The organism is Massilia sp. HP4, assembly GCF_005222695.1.
GTDB lineage: Bacteria > Pseudomonadota > Gammaproteobacteria > Burkholderiales > Burkholderiaceae_D > Telluria.
This window is the reverse complement of record NZ_STGG01000012.1, coordinates 302,659-318,283: the sequence shown is the minus strand read 5'-3', so window position 1 is coordinate 318,283 and position 15,625 is coordinate 302,659. Positions and strand designations below refer to the sequence as shown.

Sequence of the window (15,625 nt, the reverse complement as noted above, 5' to 3'; positions counted from 1 at the left end):
CCGCGACTGGCGGCTATCTTAGTTGTTGGAGCATAGCTTACTGCTGTTGTAGGCCGCAACAAAGGCGTCGAAGCTGCCGGTATCGGTCGCTTCGATATTCGCCTGCTCGGCGTGCGAGCTGGCCGCCATCTCGTCGAACAGCGCCTCTTCGGCCGGCATCAACGGGCTGTCGCGGAACGTGGCCGCGTGCAGGCGGCTCTGCTGCAGGCCGAAGGCCGCGGCCGAGCCGAGCGCGCGCACTTCTTCCAGCACCCGCGCCGACGGGGTGAGTGCAGGATCCTCGACCTTCGCCTTCTGCTTGCCGAGCGAAGCCTGGTGCACGTCGCCTTCGTTGTGCTGGTCGTCCAGCAGCTGCGCCACCGGGCGGATGCGCTCGATCAGTTCCAGCGCCCATTCGGTGAGCGGCACCTCGAGGCCGTCGCGGGTCAGGGTCAGCTCGGGGCGGCGCCCTTCCTTGACGGTGCGCGCGAAGTTGCGGGCGTGCAGCTGGCTGTCGTGGGCGCTGATGAGCGGGCTTTCTTCGAGTGCGCAGAACAGCAGGAAGGCATCGAGGAAGCGGCCGGTGTCGAGGGCGATGCCGACCGGCTCGAACGGATCGACGTCGAGGCAGCGCACCTCGATGTACTGCACGCCGCGGTTGCACAGGGCCTGCACGGGACGCTCGCCGGTGCGGATCACGCGCTTGGGACGGATGGTCGAGTAGTACTCGTTCTCGATCTGCAGCACATTGGTCGACAGCTGGATCCATTCGCCGTCCTTCTGCGTGCCCAGTTTCGCATAGGGTTCGTAGGGACGGTTGACTGCATCCATCAGGCTCGTGACATAGCTTTCCAGGCTGTTCTCGTGCGGACGCAGGCCCGACTGGGCATCGTTCTGGTAGCCCAGGTCGCTCATGCGCAGGCTGGTCGCGTACGGCAGGTACAAGGTGTCGTCGGACAGTGTCTCGAGATTGTGTTCGCGGCCGCGCAGGAAGCCGGTAGTCAGGGCCGGGGTCGCGCCGAACAGGTACATCAGCAGCCAGGAATAGCGGCGGAAGTTGCGGATCATCGCGATATAGCTCTCGGACTGGAAGTCGCGCAGCGCGTGGCGGCGTTCCTCGGTGACCCCTTCGTCTTGCGCGAACAGCTGCCACAGCCGTTCCGGCAGCGAATAATTGTAGTGGATGCCGGCGATGCATTGCATCGCCTTGCCATAGCGCAGGGCCAGGCCGCGCCGGTACACGTGCTTGAGCATGCCGATATTCGAGGCGCCATACCAGGCGATCTCGATCTCTTCTTCGGGCGGCAGTTCGCCCGGCATCGACACGCCCCACAACATCTCGTCGCCCAGCTTGGCATAGGCATAGCGGTGGATCGCATCGAGGCGGTGCAGCGCCAGCGCGATATCGTGTTCGGCCGGGGTGATGAATTCGAGCAGCGCCTCGGCGTAGTCGGTGGTGATGTGCGGGTGCGTCAGGGCCGAACCGAGTGCCGGGGAGTGCGGCGTGCGCGCCAGTTGTCCCGCTGCGTCGACGCGCAGGGTTTCGCGTTCGATGCCGCGCAGGCCCTGGCCCAGCAGGGCGCGGTGTTCGTCGTCGTCGAGCATGGCCAGGCGGCGGTTGAATTGGTTCGACACGGTGTTTCCTTTCTTATACTGCTATTTCGATTGGAGCAGAGATTAACCGAAAAACGGACGGCGCGTTCGGGCGCCCCTCATTCAACCCAGGCCGGCGCCCGGACGGATTTGCGCACCGGCGGCGGCGCCGGCAGGGCGGGTGGTTCGAAATCGGGCGACGGGCCCGGGTCGTAGCCCGGCGGCAGCTCGCCGTCGAGCAAGAAATCGAAATCGAAGGCCGGCTCCCAGCCCGGCATCGGCCGCGATTCGAAGTCGGCGTTGAAGGCCGCGTCGATGCCGGTGTCGGCCCCGGCGTCGGCTTGCGCGGCGGCGGCGCGCGTCGCCGGATCCTTCTCGGCCGCGATCCAGCGCCCGATCCGGCTTCCCAGCTCGGACAGCGGCAGCGCGCCGCCGCCCAGCACGGCGTCGTGGAAGCGGCGCAGGTCGAACTGCTTGCCCAGCGCGGCGCGCGCCTGGGTGCGCAGCGCCAGGATGCTCAGCTGGCCGACCTGGTAGCCCAGCGCCTGCGCCGGGCGCGCGATATAGCGGTCGACCTCGGCCTCGTTGTCGCGCGGCGGATTCGCGGTGTGCGTGTTCAGGTAATCGATCGCCTGCTGGCGCGACCAGCCGTGCGCGTGGATGCCGGTGTCGACCACCAGGCGCGCGGCGCGGAACATCTCTTCGTTCAGGTGGCCGAACAGCGAGAACGGATCCTGGAACAGGCCGAGTTCGGGGCCCAGGCTCTCGGCATAGGTGGCCCAGCCTTCGCCGAAGGCGTCGTACCAGCCGTGGCGCCTGAATGCTGGCAGGTCGAGCTCCTGGGCGCCTGCGGCCTGCAGGTGGTGGCCCGGCACCGCCTCGTGCAGGGCGATGGTGTCGACCTGCCAGATCGGGCGCGCATCCAGGCGCGCGGTGTCGACCACCAGCGCGGCGGTGCGCTGTGCGCTGCCGGCTTCGTAATAGGCGGCCGGCTGGCCGCCGCCGGCACTGTCGCCCATCGGCTTGACGACGATGCCGGCCGCCGGGACCAGCGTGGCCACGCGGCCGACCCTGGCCTGGGCCAGCGCCAGCGTGCGCCGGTAGCGGTCGAGCAGGGCCGCCGCGTCGGTGAAGAACAGGCGCCGGTCGCTGCGCGCGAAGGCGATGAATTCGGGGAAGCCGCCACGAAAGCCGGTGCGCGGGATCAGGCCTTCGATCTCGGCGCGCAGGCGCGCTACCTCTTGCAGGCCGAGCGCATGCACCTGGGCCGGCGTCATGGCGGTGGTGGTGCTGTCCTTGACCAGCTGGGCATACCATTCGAGGCCGCCCGGCAGCGCCGCGGCGCCGATGCTGTCGCGTGCACTCGGCACGTATTCCTGGCGCAGGAAGTCCTCGAGCCTGCGCAGGCCCGGCGCCACCTGGCCGCTCAATGCCGCCTTGCCGGCCGCGCGCAACTGCTCGCGCACCTCGGGCGCGATGGTCGCCGGGATGCGCTGGAAGGGTGCGCCGAGCGGGCCGTCGACGAGCTTTTCGCGCAGTGCGCGCAAGGCGTCCGGCACCGGCGCGATGGCGGCTTTCGGGATCGTCCAGCCGGCTTGCCTGCCGGCGCGCAGCTGCTCGAGCAGGCCGTCGACGTGGGCTGGCAGCGCCTGCAGGCGCGCCAGGTAGGCCAGGTAGTCGGCGTCGTTCGTGAACGGCATCTGCGCGACCAGGCGCGGCAGCCGCACCTGCAAGCCGTCGTAGGCGGTGATCGGCAGCGGATCGAAGGGCCTCGAGGCGCCGGCCGCGACCAGGCGCTCCTTGTCGGCCACGAACAGGTCGTAGGACACCTGCTCTTCGCCGGCCAGCTGCGTGCGGTCGATGGCCTGGGCCGCCGCCAGCATCGCGCGTTCATGCGCGAGCGCGGCCGCGCGGCCGGCCAGCGTGGTATCGGCGAGCCAGGCGTTGTAGCGATGCACGCCCAGGGCGGTGGCTTTTTCGGGAGCATGGCGCAACTGCCACTGCCAGTCGCGTTCATACAGCTGCGCGGCCTGTGCGGACGGCGTCTCGGCCGCCTGCACGGTGGTGGCAGGCGTCGTGCTGACCATAGGCGCGCCGGCGCCGCAGGCCAGCGGCGCGAGCAGCATGAATGAGGCGAACAGGATGCGCATGCAGGCTCCGGAATCTAGACTGGTCATTTTAACAAGCCCATCCAGGAAGCGCGCGCCTTAGGAAGCCATCGCGCGACGACCTCCGCTCACGCGTTCGATGCCGGCCAGGTCGCGCCAGCTCTGCACCTCGTTGAAACCGCGCGCCTTCAGCATGGCGCGTACCGCCTCGGCCTGGTCGTATCCATGCTCGAGCAGCAGCCAGCCGCCGTGTTCCAGGTGCGGCGCGGCGCCGTCGACGATGGTGCGCAGGTCGGACAGGCCGTCGGCATGGTCGGTCAGGGCGTCCACCGGCTCGAAGCGCAGGTCGCCCTCGCCCAGGTGGCGGTCGCCCGCCACGATGTACGGCGGATTCGAGACGATCAGGTGGAAGCGCTCCCCGTTCAATACCGCGTACCAGTCGCTACGCAGGCAGCGCACGCGCGCGCCGTTGGCGGCGGCATTGGCGCGCGCGATCTCGAGGGCCTCTTCGCTGACGTCGAGCGCCGTGACCTCGGCATCCGGCCGCGTATAGGCGATGGAAACGGCGATGGCGCCGCTGCCGGTGCCCATGTCGAGTACGCGCTGGCCAGTGGCCAGGCGCTCGAGCGCGAGTTCCACGATCAGTTCGGTGTCGGGGCGCGGGATCAGCACCGCCGGGCTCACCTTGAACGGCAGCCCGAAGAATTCGCGTTCGCCGACGATGTAGGCGATCGGCTCGCCGTCCAGGCGGCGCCGCACCAGGGTGTCGAGATGCGCCGCTTCGTCAACCGTCAGCACGCGTTCGGATTGCGTGATCAGGGCCACGCGCGGCAGGCGCAGCGCATGGCACAGCAGGATGCGGTTCTCGAGCGGATCGAGCGGCAGCGACAGCCGCACCTGCCCGAGGGTGGCGCCGGCCTCGATCATGCGCGCCCGGTGCGCGATGTGCGCAGCAGCACCCAGCCCAGCAGCACGGTCAGCACCACGAACCAGACCGCCGACCATTGCGGGATCGCCAGGCCGAGGATGGCGTCGGTCGCGCCTTCGCACAGGCCGTCGGCGCGGAACAGCCACGGCAGGTATTCGGCCGTCGGGATCTTGTTGAGCATGGTTTCCATCGGATCGATGCCGCACGAGAAACCGGGATTGGCGATCACGTACAGGTGCTTGCCGACCGTGACCAGGCCACCGATGGCCGCCAGCAGGGCCAGGATCGCGCCGGCGCGGATCTTGCCGCCGATGGCGCCGGCCAGGGCGCACACGCCGACTGCCAGGAACAGATAGCGCTGGATCACGCACAGCGGGCAGGGCCGCATCTCCATGGCGTGTTGCAGGTAGAGGGCGAAGCCGATCAGCGCGAAGGAGATCAGTGAAATGGCGAACAGGACCTGGCGGTTGGTGGGCATGCGTGGCTTTCTCAGAACGTGTACCGGGGGCGAAGCAAGCTTATTCTCGCACGAAGCGGCCATGCCCGACGTCGTGCATTTTCAATCTGGCAACTTAACAATGACTTAAGTCAGCTTATCGCTTTTAGTCGCCCAGCGCCGCCAGCAGCTCGGCCTGGTGTTCCTGGGCCAGCGCATCGGTCAGTTCCTTCAGGTCGCCGTCCATGATGAAGTCGAGCTTGTACAAGGTCAGGTTGATGCGGTGGTCGGTCAGGCGGCCCTGCGGGAAGTTGTAGGTGCGGATGCGTTCGCTGCGGTCGCCCGAGCCGATCAGGCTCTTGCGGGTGGCCGCTTCCTTCGACTGCTGCTCGCGCAACTGGGCGTCCTTCAGGCGCGCCGCCAGCACTTTCATGGCCGAAGCCTTGTTCTTGTGCTGGCTGCGATCGTCCTGGCATTCCACCACCAGGCCGGTCGGCAGGTGGGTAATCCGCACCGCGGAATCTGTTTTATTGATGTGCTGGCCACCGGCGCCCGAGGCGCGGTAGGTGTCGATGCGCAGGTCGGCCGGGTTGATGTCGACGTCCTCGACTTCGTCGGCCTCGGGCATCACCGCCACCGTGCAGGCCGAGGTGTGGATGCGGCCCTGCGTCTCGGTGGCCGGCACGCGCTGTACGCGGTGGCCGCCCGATTCGAATTTCAGCTTCGAATAGGCGCCGTTGCCGACCACGCGCACGATGACTTCGCGGTAGCCGCCCAGGTCGGACGCCGACTCGGACACCATCTCGACCTGCCAGCGGTTGCGTTCGGCGAAGCGTGTGTACATGCGCAGCAGGTCGCCCGCGAACAGGGCCGATTCGTCGCCGCCGGTGCCGGCGCGGATCTCCAGGAAAATATTGCGCTCGTCGTTGGCGTCCTTCGGCAGCAGCATTTTCTGCAGTTCCAGCTCGAGGCCCGCCATGCGCTCCTTCGCGGCCCCGATTTCTTCCTGGGCGAAGTCCTTCATCTCCGGATCCTGCAGCAGCTCCTGCGCCGCTTCGGTATCCCCGAGCGCGCCCTGGTACTGGCGATACACGTCCACCAGCGGCGCCAGCTCGGCGCGCTCGCGCGACATCTTGCGGTAGCTGTCCATGTTCGCGGTGGCGCCTTCGCTCATTAACAGTTCATCCAGCTCGACGAGGCGGTTGGCGAGTTGGTCCAGCTTGAACAGCATGGAAGGTTTCATGGGCAGTCTCGGAAAATAACGGGAATCGGCATGGCCGCGTGGCGGCCGGGATGCGTCAGGGACGACGCGGGCGGGCAAGGCCGCCGACAGGACAGGGGCGCTAACGGCGGCCGCGGAACATCTGCGGCAGCAGGTCGGCCAGGCGCGCGCGGTCGTCGCCCTCGGCCTGGTGCAGGGCCTGCTGCGGGCCGTGCAGGAACTTGGCGGTGAGGCCTTTCGACAGTGCTTCGAGCACCGCTTCGGCGTCGTCGCCGCGCGCCAGCATCTTGCGCGCGCGCTCCAGTTCGGCCTGGCGCAGCAGCTCGCCCGACTGTTGCAGGTCGCGGATCACCGGCACCACGGCGCGGTCGCCGACCCAGTGCATGAAGGACTGGACCCGGGTCTCGATGATGGCTTCGGCCTGGCGCACGGCGGCCTGGCGGCTTTCCATGCCGGTCTGCACCACCTGGGCCAGGTCGTCGACCGTGTACAGGAACACATCGTCCAGGCGCGCGACTTCGGGTTCGATATCGCGCGGCACCGCCAGGTCGACCATGAACATCGGGCGGTGGCGGCGCGCCTTGACGGCGCGCTCGACCAGGCCCTTGCCGATCAGCGGCAGGGTCGAGGCGGTGCACGAGATCACGATGTCGAACCCCTGCAGGTTGTCCGGCAGGTCGGCCAGGCGGATCGCGCGGCCGTTGTAGCGCGTGGCCAGCGCCTCGCCGCGCTCCATGGTGCGGTTGGCGATGGTGACCGACTTCGGATTCTGGGCCGCGAAGTGGGCCGCGCACAGCTCGATCATCTCGCCGGCGCCGATGAACAGCACGTGCTGGTCGGCGATGCGGTCGAAGATGCGGTGCGCCAGGCGCACCGCGGCGGCAGCCATCGACACGCTGTGGGCGCCGATCTCGGTGGTAGTGCGTACTTCCTTCGCGACCGCGAAGGTGCGCTGGAACATCTGGTGCAGATAGGTGCCCAGGCCGCCGGCGGCGTCGGCGGTGCGCACCGCGTCCTTCATCTGGCCCAGGATCTGCGGCTCGCCCAGCACCATCGAATCGAGGCCGGAAGCGACGCGGAAGGCGTGGCGCACGGCGTCGTCCTGCGGCAGCAGGTACAGGTGGGGGCGCAGCTCGGCGTAGTTCAGGGCATGGTAGTGCGCCAGGAACTGGGCGGAAGCATCGAGAGGATCGGGCAGCTTGATGGCCGCATACATCTCGGTGCGGTTGCAGGTCGACAGGATCGCCGCTTCTTCAGCGCCATTCGATCCCTGGCGCGCGAACCAGCCGCGCGCCGACTGCACCGCCGTGCCGATCTGGTCGGGGGCGAGCGCCAGCTGCTCGCGTAGCGAGACCGGTGCTGTGGTGTGGTTCAGGCCGACGGCAAGCAGTTGCATTTCGGGGGGAAGGCGAGGGTCAATGGACTGGCGCCATTATACCCTCTTGCTGACAGGGTTTCAGGCGGGCCGCCTAGGCGCCGAGCTTTTCCAGCCGGTAGCCATAGCTGTAGACCGGCACAAGGCGGAAACCGTTCTCTGGCCGAAGATGGAGCTTGTTGCGTACGCGCGAAACGTGGGTATCCATGGTGCGCGATGGCACGTCGTTCTCCCGGACCCACACGGATTCGTGGATGTAGGCGCGCGACAGCGGGCGGCCGATATTCCTGAAGAACAGCAGCGCCAGCGAGAATTCCTTCTGGGTCACGTCGATCACCGAACCGTCCTTGAGCAGGCGGCCCGGGCGGGTCTCGAAGGTGTAGGGACCGAATTGCAGCTGCTCGGCGCTGTTCTGCGACGGGTAGGCGCGGCGCAGCAGGGCCGAGACGCGCGCCACCAGCTCGCCGCGGCGCAGCGGCTTGACCAGGTAGTCGTCGGCGCCGGCGGTGACGCCGGCGATGATGTCGTCCTCGGCGTTGTTCCCGACCAGGAACACGGTTGGCGCGTTGGAGGCCAACTTTTCCTTGGCGCGGCGCAGCACTTCGGCGCCGTCCATATCGGGGACATTCCAGTCCATCACCAGCATGTCCGCACTGTCCTTGCGCAACTGCCCCAATAAATCCTTGGCGCTGTCATACGATTGACAGCTGTGGCCAGCAGCGCTGAGGACCTGGCAAATCAGGTCAGCTTGGGGGCGGTCTTGCTCCAGTACGGCGATCTTCATGACAGGGCGAAATATTGATAGGTTGCCTATGTAGGAAGATTCCTACAAAGTTAAACCAAATATATCAGACTTTCACAAAACGATGCTACTGATAAACATCGCCTGGACACCAAAAGGTGACATTTGTACTATAAGACTGTTGTGTTAAAGGGACCACGCAGAAAATCTCCCCACTGGCGTAGACTGAATTTCATATGTCATTCAGATAATGTAGAGGGGGGAAATTATGTTGTTTACACGTAAAAAGGTGACGGTTCCCGAAGACCGCATACCCGTCAGCGGCGCCGAGATCGACTCCACCCGCACTCATTGCCTGGCCCTGGTCAAGAAACGCGCCGCCATGTCGGCGGCGGTGGCCGCGGTGCCGGTGCCCGGTCTCGACCTGCTGGCCGACATCACTGGATTCGCCGCCCTGGTCGACCAGGTCAATGCCGAATTCGGCCTGACCCAGAAGCAGATCGAGCGCCTCAATCCGCGCATGCGCGTGATCGCCTACAAGGCGGCGGCCTCGGTCGGCGGCATGCTGGTCGGCAAATTGGTAACGCGCGGGGCGGTGGCGCGCCTGTTCAAGGTCGTGGCGGGCCGGATGGCGGTCAAGACCACGGCCAAGATGGTGCCGCTGGCCGGCCAGATCGCCTCGGCGGCGATCGGCTACACGCTGTTCAAGCGCATGGGGGCGCAGCACGTCGAAGCCTGCGTCAAGGTGGTGCGCGAGCTGGAGCGGGCCGAGGCGGAAGGCGAGGCGCCGCGGCCGGTGGAGCCTGGCGATGAAGATACCGCCACCCCGCAAGTGAACGGCGGGGCGGTCAGCGGGCCGGCGAAGGAGCCGGTACTGGTGATGTGATCAAGCGACTTTCGGAAAATCGACTACCGTATCGTTGATCCGGTTGAACAGGTTGGTCAGGGTGATCGCCGTGATCGCCAGCGTGACGTCGACGATCTGGGCATCGGTGATACCGGCCGCCTTCACCGCCGCGACCACGCTCGCCTCCACCGTGCCGCGGCTCGTCACCAGCTCGCGGGCGAAGTCCGCCAGCGCATCTTCGCGGGCGTTGCCGGTGGCGCGCCCAGCGCGCACGGCGGCCAGCGCGTCAGGCTGCAGGCCGGCCATCTTGCCCATCAGGCTATGCGCGGCCACGCAATAGTCGCAGCCGTTGGTGGCGCTGACCGCCAGCTTGATGACTTCGATGTCGCGCGCCGACAGCGCGGTTTTCTTCAGGCTGGCATCCAGCGCCAGCACCGCTTCCAGCACCACCGGGCTATTGCTGCCGATGTCGCGGTAGGCGTTCGGCACCTTGCCGATGGCGCCCTGGATGGCGGTGAACAGCTGGGCGGCGGCGCCGGTGGCGTCCGGGACGGGGTGGGAGGCGAGACGGGTCATGATGAGCTCCTGTTCAAGTATTTGTTGGGTTTGCCTGGCTGGCTGCCTGATGTGTTGCAGCCATGAACCCAGTATAGGCAAGCCCATCGATACTTTGAATGCTTTAACTCTGCTAAAAATTGCCCGATCGTCTCAGGCTGACAATGCTCTCCACCAAAGAAAATGCCCGCGCATGGCGGGCATCGTCGGACAGCGACGGCGGCCGGATCAGGTATCCGGCAACACCACGTTCACGTCCAGCACTTCCAGGTTGCCCTGGCGGTCGAGCGAGACCTTGATGTCGTCAGGATTGACCTTGACATACTTCGAGATCACCGCGATCAGTTCCTGGTGCAGGGCCGGCAGGAAATCCGGACCGGCGCGGTTGGTCCGTTCGCGTGCAATGATGATCTGCAGGCGTTCCTTGGCGGCTGTCGCGCTCTTCTTTTTTTCGGGGAAGAGGAATGAAAGCAATGCCATCTCACTTGGCTCCGAAAATGCGCTGGAAGATGCCCGGCTTTTCGTAGTTGGTAAAGCGCAGCGGACGCTCTTCGCCCAGGAAGCGCGCGACGACGTCCTCGTAGGCATCGGCCACGTCGGTGCCCTTGAAGTGGATCGCCGGATTGCCCTGGTTCGAGGCGTGCAGGACCGATTCCGATTCCGGAATGATGCCGATCAGCGGGATGCGCAGGATTTCCTGCACGTCCTGGTATGACAGCATCTCATCCGCTTCGACGCGTTTCGGCGAGTAGCGGGTGATCAGCAGGTGTTCCTTGACCGGCTCGCTGCCGCTCTGGGCGCGGCGCGACTTGGCCTGCAGGATGCCCAGGATGCGGTCCGAGTCGCGCACCGACGAGACTTCGGGATTGGTGACCACGATCGCCTCGTCGGCGAAGGTCAGCGCCATCAGCGCGCCATGCTCGATGCCGGCCGGCGAATCGCAGATGATGAACTCGAAGTCCATCTTGACCAGGTCGTTGAGCACGCGCTCCACGCCTTCCTCGGACAGCGCGTCCTTGTCGCGCGTCTGCGAGGCCGGCAGGATGAACAGGTTTTCGCAGTGCTTGTCCTTGATCAGCGCCTGGTGCAGGGTCGCTTCGCCGTTGACGACGTTGATCAGGTCGTACACCACGCGGCGCTCGCAGCCCATGATCAGGTCGAGGTTGCGCAGGCCGACGTCGAAGTCGATCACTGCCGTCTTGTGGCCACGCATGGCCAGCCCGGTGGAGAAGCTAGCGCTCGAGGTCGTTTTGCCCACACCGCCCTTGCCGGACGTCACAACAATAATTCTTGCCACAAAAAAGTCCTTTACAGTATCTGTTCAGTTCGGGGATCAGGCGCGGGGAGCCGGAGCCAGCGATTGGAGTTCGATCCGGTCGCCGACCAGCCGGATCTGCGTTGGCTGGCGCGACAGGTCTGATGGGAAACCTTCGTCGAACGTGCGGTACACGCCGGCGATCGAGACCAGCTCCGGCTGCATCGACAGCGCGAAGATGCGGGCGTCGGGATTGCCGGAGGCGCCGGCCAGTGCGCGGCCATTGAGCGGCGCATAGACATGGATGCTGCCGTCGGCGATCAGTTCGGCGCCGTTGTTCACCACCGCAGTGACGATCAGGTCGGTGCCGCGCGCATAGATGCGCTGGCCGGCGCGCACCGGCGTGTCGACGACCAGGGGCAGCGTGGCCGGGGCCTGGGCTGCGGCCGGCTCTGGGGCTGGCGTCGGTGCCGGTGCCGGCGTAGGTATCGGTTCTGGCGCGGCAAGCGCAGGAGCGGGTGGCGCAACCGCATGGCCGCCGGCGCGCGCGCCGCTCGATCCGTCGTCCAGCGCCAGACCCTGGGCCCGGATGGCGTCGATCATGGCCGGGCTGGCGCCGCGCACGGCGACTGCGTTCAGGCGGTATTTCTTGAGCAGGGTCACCAGCGCCGCCCAGTCGAGCCGGGGCGCCACGGGCGCGATCGCGGCCACGTCGATCACCGCGAACTCGTCCTCGAAAAAGTCCGATACGCCGCCCGTCATCTGTTCCAGGGCCGCGTCGATGGCTTCCGGGTCGGCCGAGTGCAGGATCGTGGAAATGGCGACGACCGTGGAAATCTTGATTTCGATGGGAAGCGTGGTTTTAGGCATAAAACGGTCTGGTTGGCGTTGCGCTTGTGCATTCTACTGTGAAAATTGTAGAAAAGGACAGGCGCGCACGCATCATTCCTAACGGAAATTGAACGTTTGCCAGCAACCAAAAATTAAGTCATGCGCTAGATCAAATGCACACAATTGGCTTATTGTTTTCGATGAATAAACTGCTAAGATTGCTGTTGCTTAAACATCAGCATGGGCTCCTCATTCTGTTACTCGAGGTTTTATCGACCCCATGCACAGGGCGCTCTTGCCTTGCATGGGGCGCCCGGTCCGAGGGAATGTTGAATAACGCCGGCCGTGGCCGGCTGAACGGAGATTGAAATGGAAGACGTAGTCATCGTAGCCGCCGGTCGCACCGCAGTCGGCAAGTTCGGCGGCACCCTCGCCAAGATTCCCGCCGCCGAGCTCGGCGCGCAAGTGATCAAGCACCTGCTGGCCAAGACCGGCATCGCTCCCGAATCCGTCAGCGAAGTCATCCTGGGCCAGGTGCTCACCGCCGGCGTCGGCCAGAACCCGGCGCGCCAGGCCGTCATCAAGGCCGGCCTGCCCGACATGGTGCCCGGCTACACCATCAACAAGGTCTGCGGCAGCGGCCTCAAGGCCACCCACCTGGCGGCCCAGGCGATCCGCTGCGGCGACGCCGAGATCGTCATCGCCGGCGGGCAAGAGAACATGAGCGCTTCGCCGCACGTGCTGGCCGGCTCGCGCGACGGCTTCCGCATGGGCGACGCCAAGCTCACCGACACCATGATCGTCGACGGCCTGTGGGATGTCTACAACCAGTACCACATGGGCGTCACCGCCGAGAACGTCGCCAAGAAATTCGACATCTCGCGCGCCGAGCAGGATGAATTCGCGCTGCAATCGCAGCTCAAGGCCGAAACTGCCCAAAAAGAAGGCAAGTTCAAGGACGAAATCATCCCGGTCGAGATCGTGACCAAGAAGGGCACGACCGTCTTCGACACCGATGAATACCCGAAAGCCGGTAGTACCCTCGAGGCGCTGGCCAGCCTGCGTCCAGCCTTCAACAAAGAAGGTTCGGTCACCGCCGGCAACGCATCCGGCATCAACGATGGCGCCGCCGCCGTGATCATGATGAGCGCCTCCAAGGCCAAGGAGCTGGGTCTCACCCCGCTGGCGCGCATCAAGGCCTATTCGTCGTCCGGCCTGGACCCGCAAATCATGGGCATGGGCCCGGTCTCGGCCTCGCAGCTGTGCCTGAAAAAGGCCGGCTGGACCCACGAAGACGTCGACCTGATGGAAATCAACGAAGCCTTCGCCGCCCAGGCCATCGCCGTCAACAAGCAGATGGGCTGGGATACCTCCAAGATCAACGTCAACGGCGGCGCGATCGCGCTGGGCCACCCGATCGGCGCCTCGGGCGCCCGTGTGCTGGTCACCCTGCTGCACGAAATGATCCGCCGCGACGCCAAGCGCGGCCTGGCGAGCCTGTGCATCGGCGGCGGCATGGGCGTGGCGCTGGCGGTCGAACGCGACTGATTTCGGCCAGACGGTATAGTGCGGCGGCACGCTGCAGCGAAGCGGCGCCGCCGGTTTCACATGTTTGACACAATAAAACTGGAGAAGACAATGGCTCGAGTAGCATTAGTAACCGGCGGCATGGGCGGCCTGGGCGAAGCGGTGTGCATCAAGCTGGCCGCACTGGGATATCAGGTCGTCACCACTTTCTCGCCGGGCAATACCAAGGTCGACGCCTGGCTCGGCGCCATGAAAGAGCAGGGCTTTGACTTCAAGGCCTATGCCTGCGACGTGGCCGACTACGACGCCGCCCAGGAATGCGTGCGCCAGGTGATTGCCGACGTCGGTCCGATCGACGTGCTGGTCAATAACGCTGGCATCACCCGCGACATGACATTCAAGAAGATGGACAAGGTCAATTGGGACGCCGTCATCAAGACCAACCTCGACTCCGTCTTCAATATGACCAAGCCGGTCTGCGACGGCATGGTCGAGCGCGGCTGGGGCCGCATCATCAATATCTCGTCGGTCAACGGCCAGAAGGGCGCCTTCGGCCAGACCAACTACTCGGCGGCCAAGGCAGGTATGCACGGCTTCACCAAGGCGCTGGCACTCGAGGTGGCGCGCAAGGGCGTGACCGTCAATACGATCTCGCCCGGCTATATCGGCACCAAGATGGTGATGGACATCCCGAGCGAAGTGCTCGAGACCAAGATCATTCCGCAGATTCCGATGGGCCGCCTGGGCAAGCCAGAAGAAGTGGCGGGCCTGGTGGCTTTCCTGTCGTCGGATGAGGCTGCATTTGTCACGGGCGCGAATATCGCGATCAATGGCGGACAGCATATGTCGTGATTCGATCTGATCACTGGTCATGAAAAATGCCGTTCAGCGCATGCTGAACGGCATTTTTCATGGATGGTACGCGATTACAGGGCCGATTCGTAAGCGCCAACGTCGATGGTCTTGACCGCCGGACGGGCCGCAGCCGTAGCGCTGTGCTGGTAGACATAGGCCGGTTTGAGCGAGATGCCGCTGCTCGCCTTGCCCGGCGCCGAGCCGGCATTGACCACCATGGCGTTTGCGGTCGGACGCAGGTCCCAGGCAGCGCGGTTGACGAAGCCTGGCGCCACGGAACGGTAGTTGGTCTTTTCGACGGCGCCGACCTGGTTGGTCACGGCCCCGGTACCACTGAAGATATTGTTCTGCAGAAGAATCTTCTTGGTCACTTTCGAACCGATCAGCACGAAAGTTCCACGTGCGCTGTCATCGTTCAGGAAGGTATTGTTGACGACATATAACTCATGGCTTGGGTTGCCAGCGCCTTCCATCCCGTAGGCGACAAGATTCGAATTGCTGTGCGCGAGCGGCTGGTGAATCACATTGCCGATGATGTAGGACGTGCCCGCATTTGGCAGGTCGATTTCGTAGCTGGGTTTGCCACTCGCCGTGGTGCCGGTCTGGCCTGGCACGGTGCTCGAAAAGCGGTTGTAGGCGATCGTATTGATGCGCGCGCGCGATTTGAGGTTATGGCCGGCATCCGCATCGTGCGAGAAATTGAAGCGGAAGACCAGGCTGCCAGCCTTACCGATATACAGGTTGTGCGTCTGGCCGGTACCGTTGCCGTTGTGGCCGAACTCGCTGTTTTCGATCACGATATTGCTGGCGGTATTGACGCCGCTCAGAATACCATTCTCGTTGTCGTGAATAAAAGCTTTGCGCAGGGTGAAGTTGGTGCCTTCAAGGCGCAAAGCGGCGCCGTTGCGGTCGGGAACCTTGGACCCGAACATCTCGACGTTCTCGATAATGATGTCATTGCCTTGCACCACCCAGGTGCCCTTGCCGAGTGCATTCTTGCCGCCGGCATCGATCTTCGGGCGGCCGTTCACGCCGCGAATAGTCAGCTTGTTCTGCTTGATGGCGCAGACATCGCCGCGATAAGTGGTGTTGCCAGTGATATTGACGGTGTCGCCAGCCTTTGCGACGGCGAACGCCTTGCACGGGGTGGTATAGGTCTGGCCAGGGCCGACGGTCAGGGTCGCGGCGCTTGCAGGAATCGCGATGGCGGAGCCGAGAAGAGCGAGGACGGTGCTGAGCTGGATGGTGTGACGTGGAGACATGTTTTTCCCTAGAGTATGGACAAATGTTACTTGTGCAATGGAATGCGCGAAACATTTACTAGGATAACTGATGCAGTTAGGAAAAAATGTTACAGGTTGTAACATGGTAT

The 15,625-nt window shown here is 64.9% G+C and carries 15 protein-coding genes; 3 read left to right on the top strand and 12 right to left on the bottom strand.

Features of this window, described 5'->3' with window-relative positions:
• Nucleotides 1-18: 18 nt before the first annotated feature.
• The 7 genes from gshA to E8M83_RS06795 form a co-directional block, all read right to left on the bottom strand.
• Nucleotides 19-1,614 carry a glutamate--cysteine ligase gene (gshA, locus tag E8M83_RS06825; protein ID WP_137172604.1) on the bottom strand — a complete coding sequence of 532 codons (1,596 nt, stop codon included), beginning with the start codon at nt 1,612-1,614 and terminating at the stop codon, nt 19-21.
• 77 nt (nt 1,615-1,691) lie between these two features.
• On the bottom strand, nt 1,692-3,722 hold the full coding sequence (locus E8M83_RS06820; protein WP_137172603.1) for a DUF885 family protein: 2,031 nt from the start codon (nt 3,720-3,722) through the stop codon (nt 1,692-1,694).
• A 57-nt stretch (nt 3,723-3,779) separates the two neighbouring features.
• Nucleotides 3,780-4,607, bottom strand: a complete 828-nt coding sequence (gene prmC / locus E8M83_RS06815) for a peptide chain release factor N(5)-glutamine methyltransferase (RefSeq protein WP_137172602.1) — start codon at nt 4,605-4,607, stop codon at nt 3,780-3,782.
• Nucleotides 4,604-5,086, bottom strand: coding sequence for a disulfide bond formation protein B (locus tag E8M83_RS06810; RefSeq protein ID WP_137172601.1), 483 nt, complete (start codon nt 5,084-5,086; stop codon nt 4,604-4,606). Before E8M83_RS06810 ends, prmC begins: the two co-directional genes overlap by 4 nt.
• 124 nt (nt 5,087-5,210) lie before the next feature.
• Entirely contained in the window at nt 5,211-6,287 is a 1,077-nt protein-coding gene (gene prfA, locus E8M83_RS06805) for a peptide chain release factor 1 (RefSeq protein ID WP_137172600.1), read from the bottom strand.
• A gap of 100 nt (nt 6,288-6,387) precedes the next feature.
• Nucleotides 6,388-7,662: a glutamyl-tRNA reductase gene (gene hemA / locus E8M83_RS06800; protein ID WP_137172599.1), complete on the bottom strand. Its 1,275-nt coding sequence runs from the start codon at nt 7,660-7,662 to the stop codon at nt 6,388-6,390.
• Between the two features lie 73 nt (nt 7,663-7,735).
• Nucleotides 7,736-8,425: a response regulator transcription factor gene (locus E8M83_RS06795; protein ID WP_137172598.1), complete on the bottom strand. Its 690-nt coding sequence runs from the start codon at nt 8,423-8,425 to the stop codon at nt 7,736-7,738.
• 247 nt (nt 8,426-8,672) lie between these two features.
• On the opposite strand from E8M83_RS06795, the gene E8M83_RS06790 reads away from it, so the two are divergent.
• Nucleotides 8,673-9,269 (top strand): hypothetical protein, encoded by a 597-nt coding sequence (locus E8M83_RS06790; protein WP_229491441.1) that lies wholly within the window; start codon nt 8,673-8,675, stop codon nt 9,267-9,269.
• On the opposite strand, the gene E8M83_RS06785 is transcribed toward E8M83_RS06790, so the two are convergent.
• The 4 genes from E8M83_RS06785 to minC form a co-directional block, all read right to left on the bottom strand.
• On the bottom strand, nt 9,270-9,806 hold the full coding sequence (locus tag E8M83_RS06785) for a carboxymuconolactone decarboxylase family protein (RefSeq protein WP_137172596.1): 537 nt from the start codon (nt 9,804-9,806) through the stop codon (nt 9,270-9,272).
• Between the two features lie 207 nt (nt 9,807-10,013).
• Complete coding sequence (gene minE / locus E8M83_RS06780) at nt 10,014-10,265, bottom strand: cell division topological specificity factor MinE (protein ID WP_005663943.1); 252 nt, start codon at nt 10,263-10,265, stop codon at nt 10,014-10,016.
• A 1-nt stretch (nt 10,266) separates the two neighbouring features.
• On the bottom strand, nt 10,267-11,082 hold the full coding sequence (minD, locus tag E8M83_RS06775) for a septum site-determining protein MinD (RefSeq protein WP_137172595.1): 816 nt from the start codon (nt 11,080-11,082) through the stop codon (nt 10,267-10,269).
• Nucleotides 11,083-11,118: 36 nt separating this feature from the next.
• On the bottom strand, nt 11,119-11,910 hold the full coding sequence (gene minC, locus E8M83_RS06770) for a septum site-determining protein MinC (protein WP_137172594.1): 792 nt from the start codon (nt 11,908-11,910) through the stop codon (nt 11,119-11,121).
• 330 nt (nt 11,911-12,240) lie between these two features.
• Here minC and E8M83_RS06765 point away from each other — a divergent pair, with 330 nt between their 5' ends.
• Both E8M83_RS06765 and phbB read left to right on the top strand, forming a co-directional pair.
• Entirely contained in the window at nt 12,241-13,419 is a 1,179-nt protein-coding gene (locus tag E8M83_RS06765; protein ID WP_137172593.1) for an acetyl-CoA C-acetyltransferase, read from the top strand.
• Between the two features lie 90 nt (nt 13,420-13,509).
• A complete protein-coding gene (gene phbB / locus E8M83_RS06760; protein WP_137172592.1) occupies nt 13,510-14,250 on the top strand; it encodes an acetoacetyl-CoA reductase in 741 nt (246 codons plus the stop codon).
• 74 nt (nt 14,251-14,324) lie between these two features.
• Here phbB and E8M83_RS06755 read toward each other — a convergent pair whose 3' ends face one another.
• Complete coding sequence (locus E8M83_RS06755) at nt 14,325-15,620, bottom strand: hypothetical protein (RefSeq protein ID WP_229491440.1); 1,296 nt, start codon at nt 15,618-15,620, stop codon at nt 14,325-14,327.
• Nucleotides 15,621-15,625: the final 5 nt, after the last annotated feature.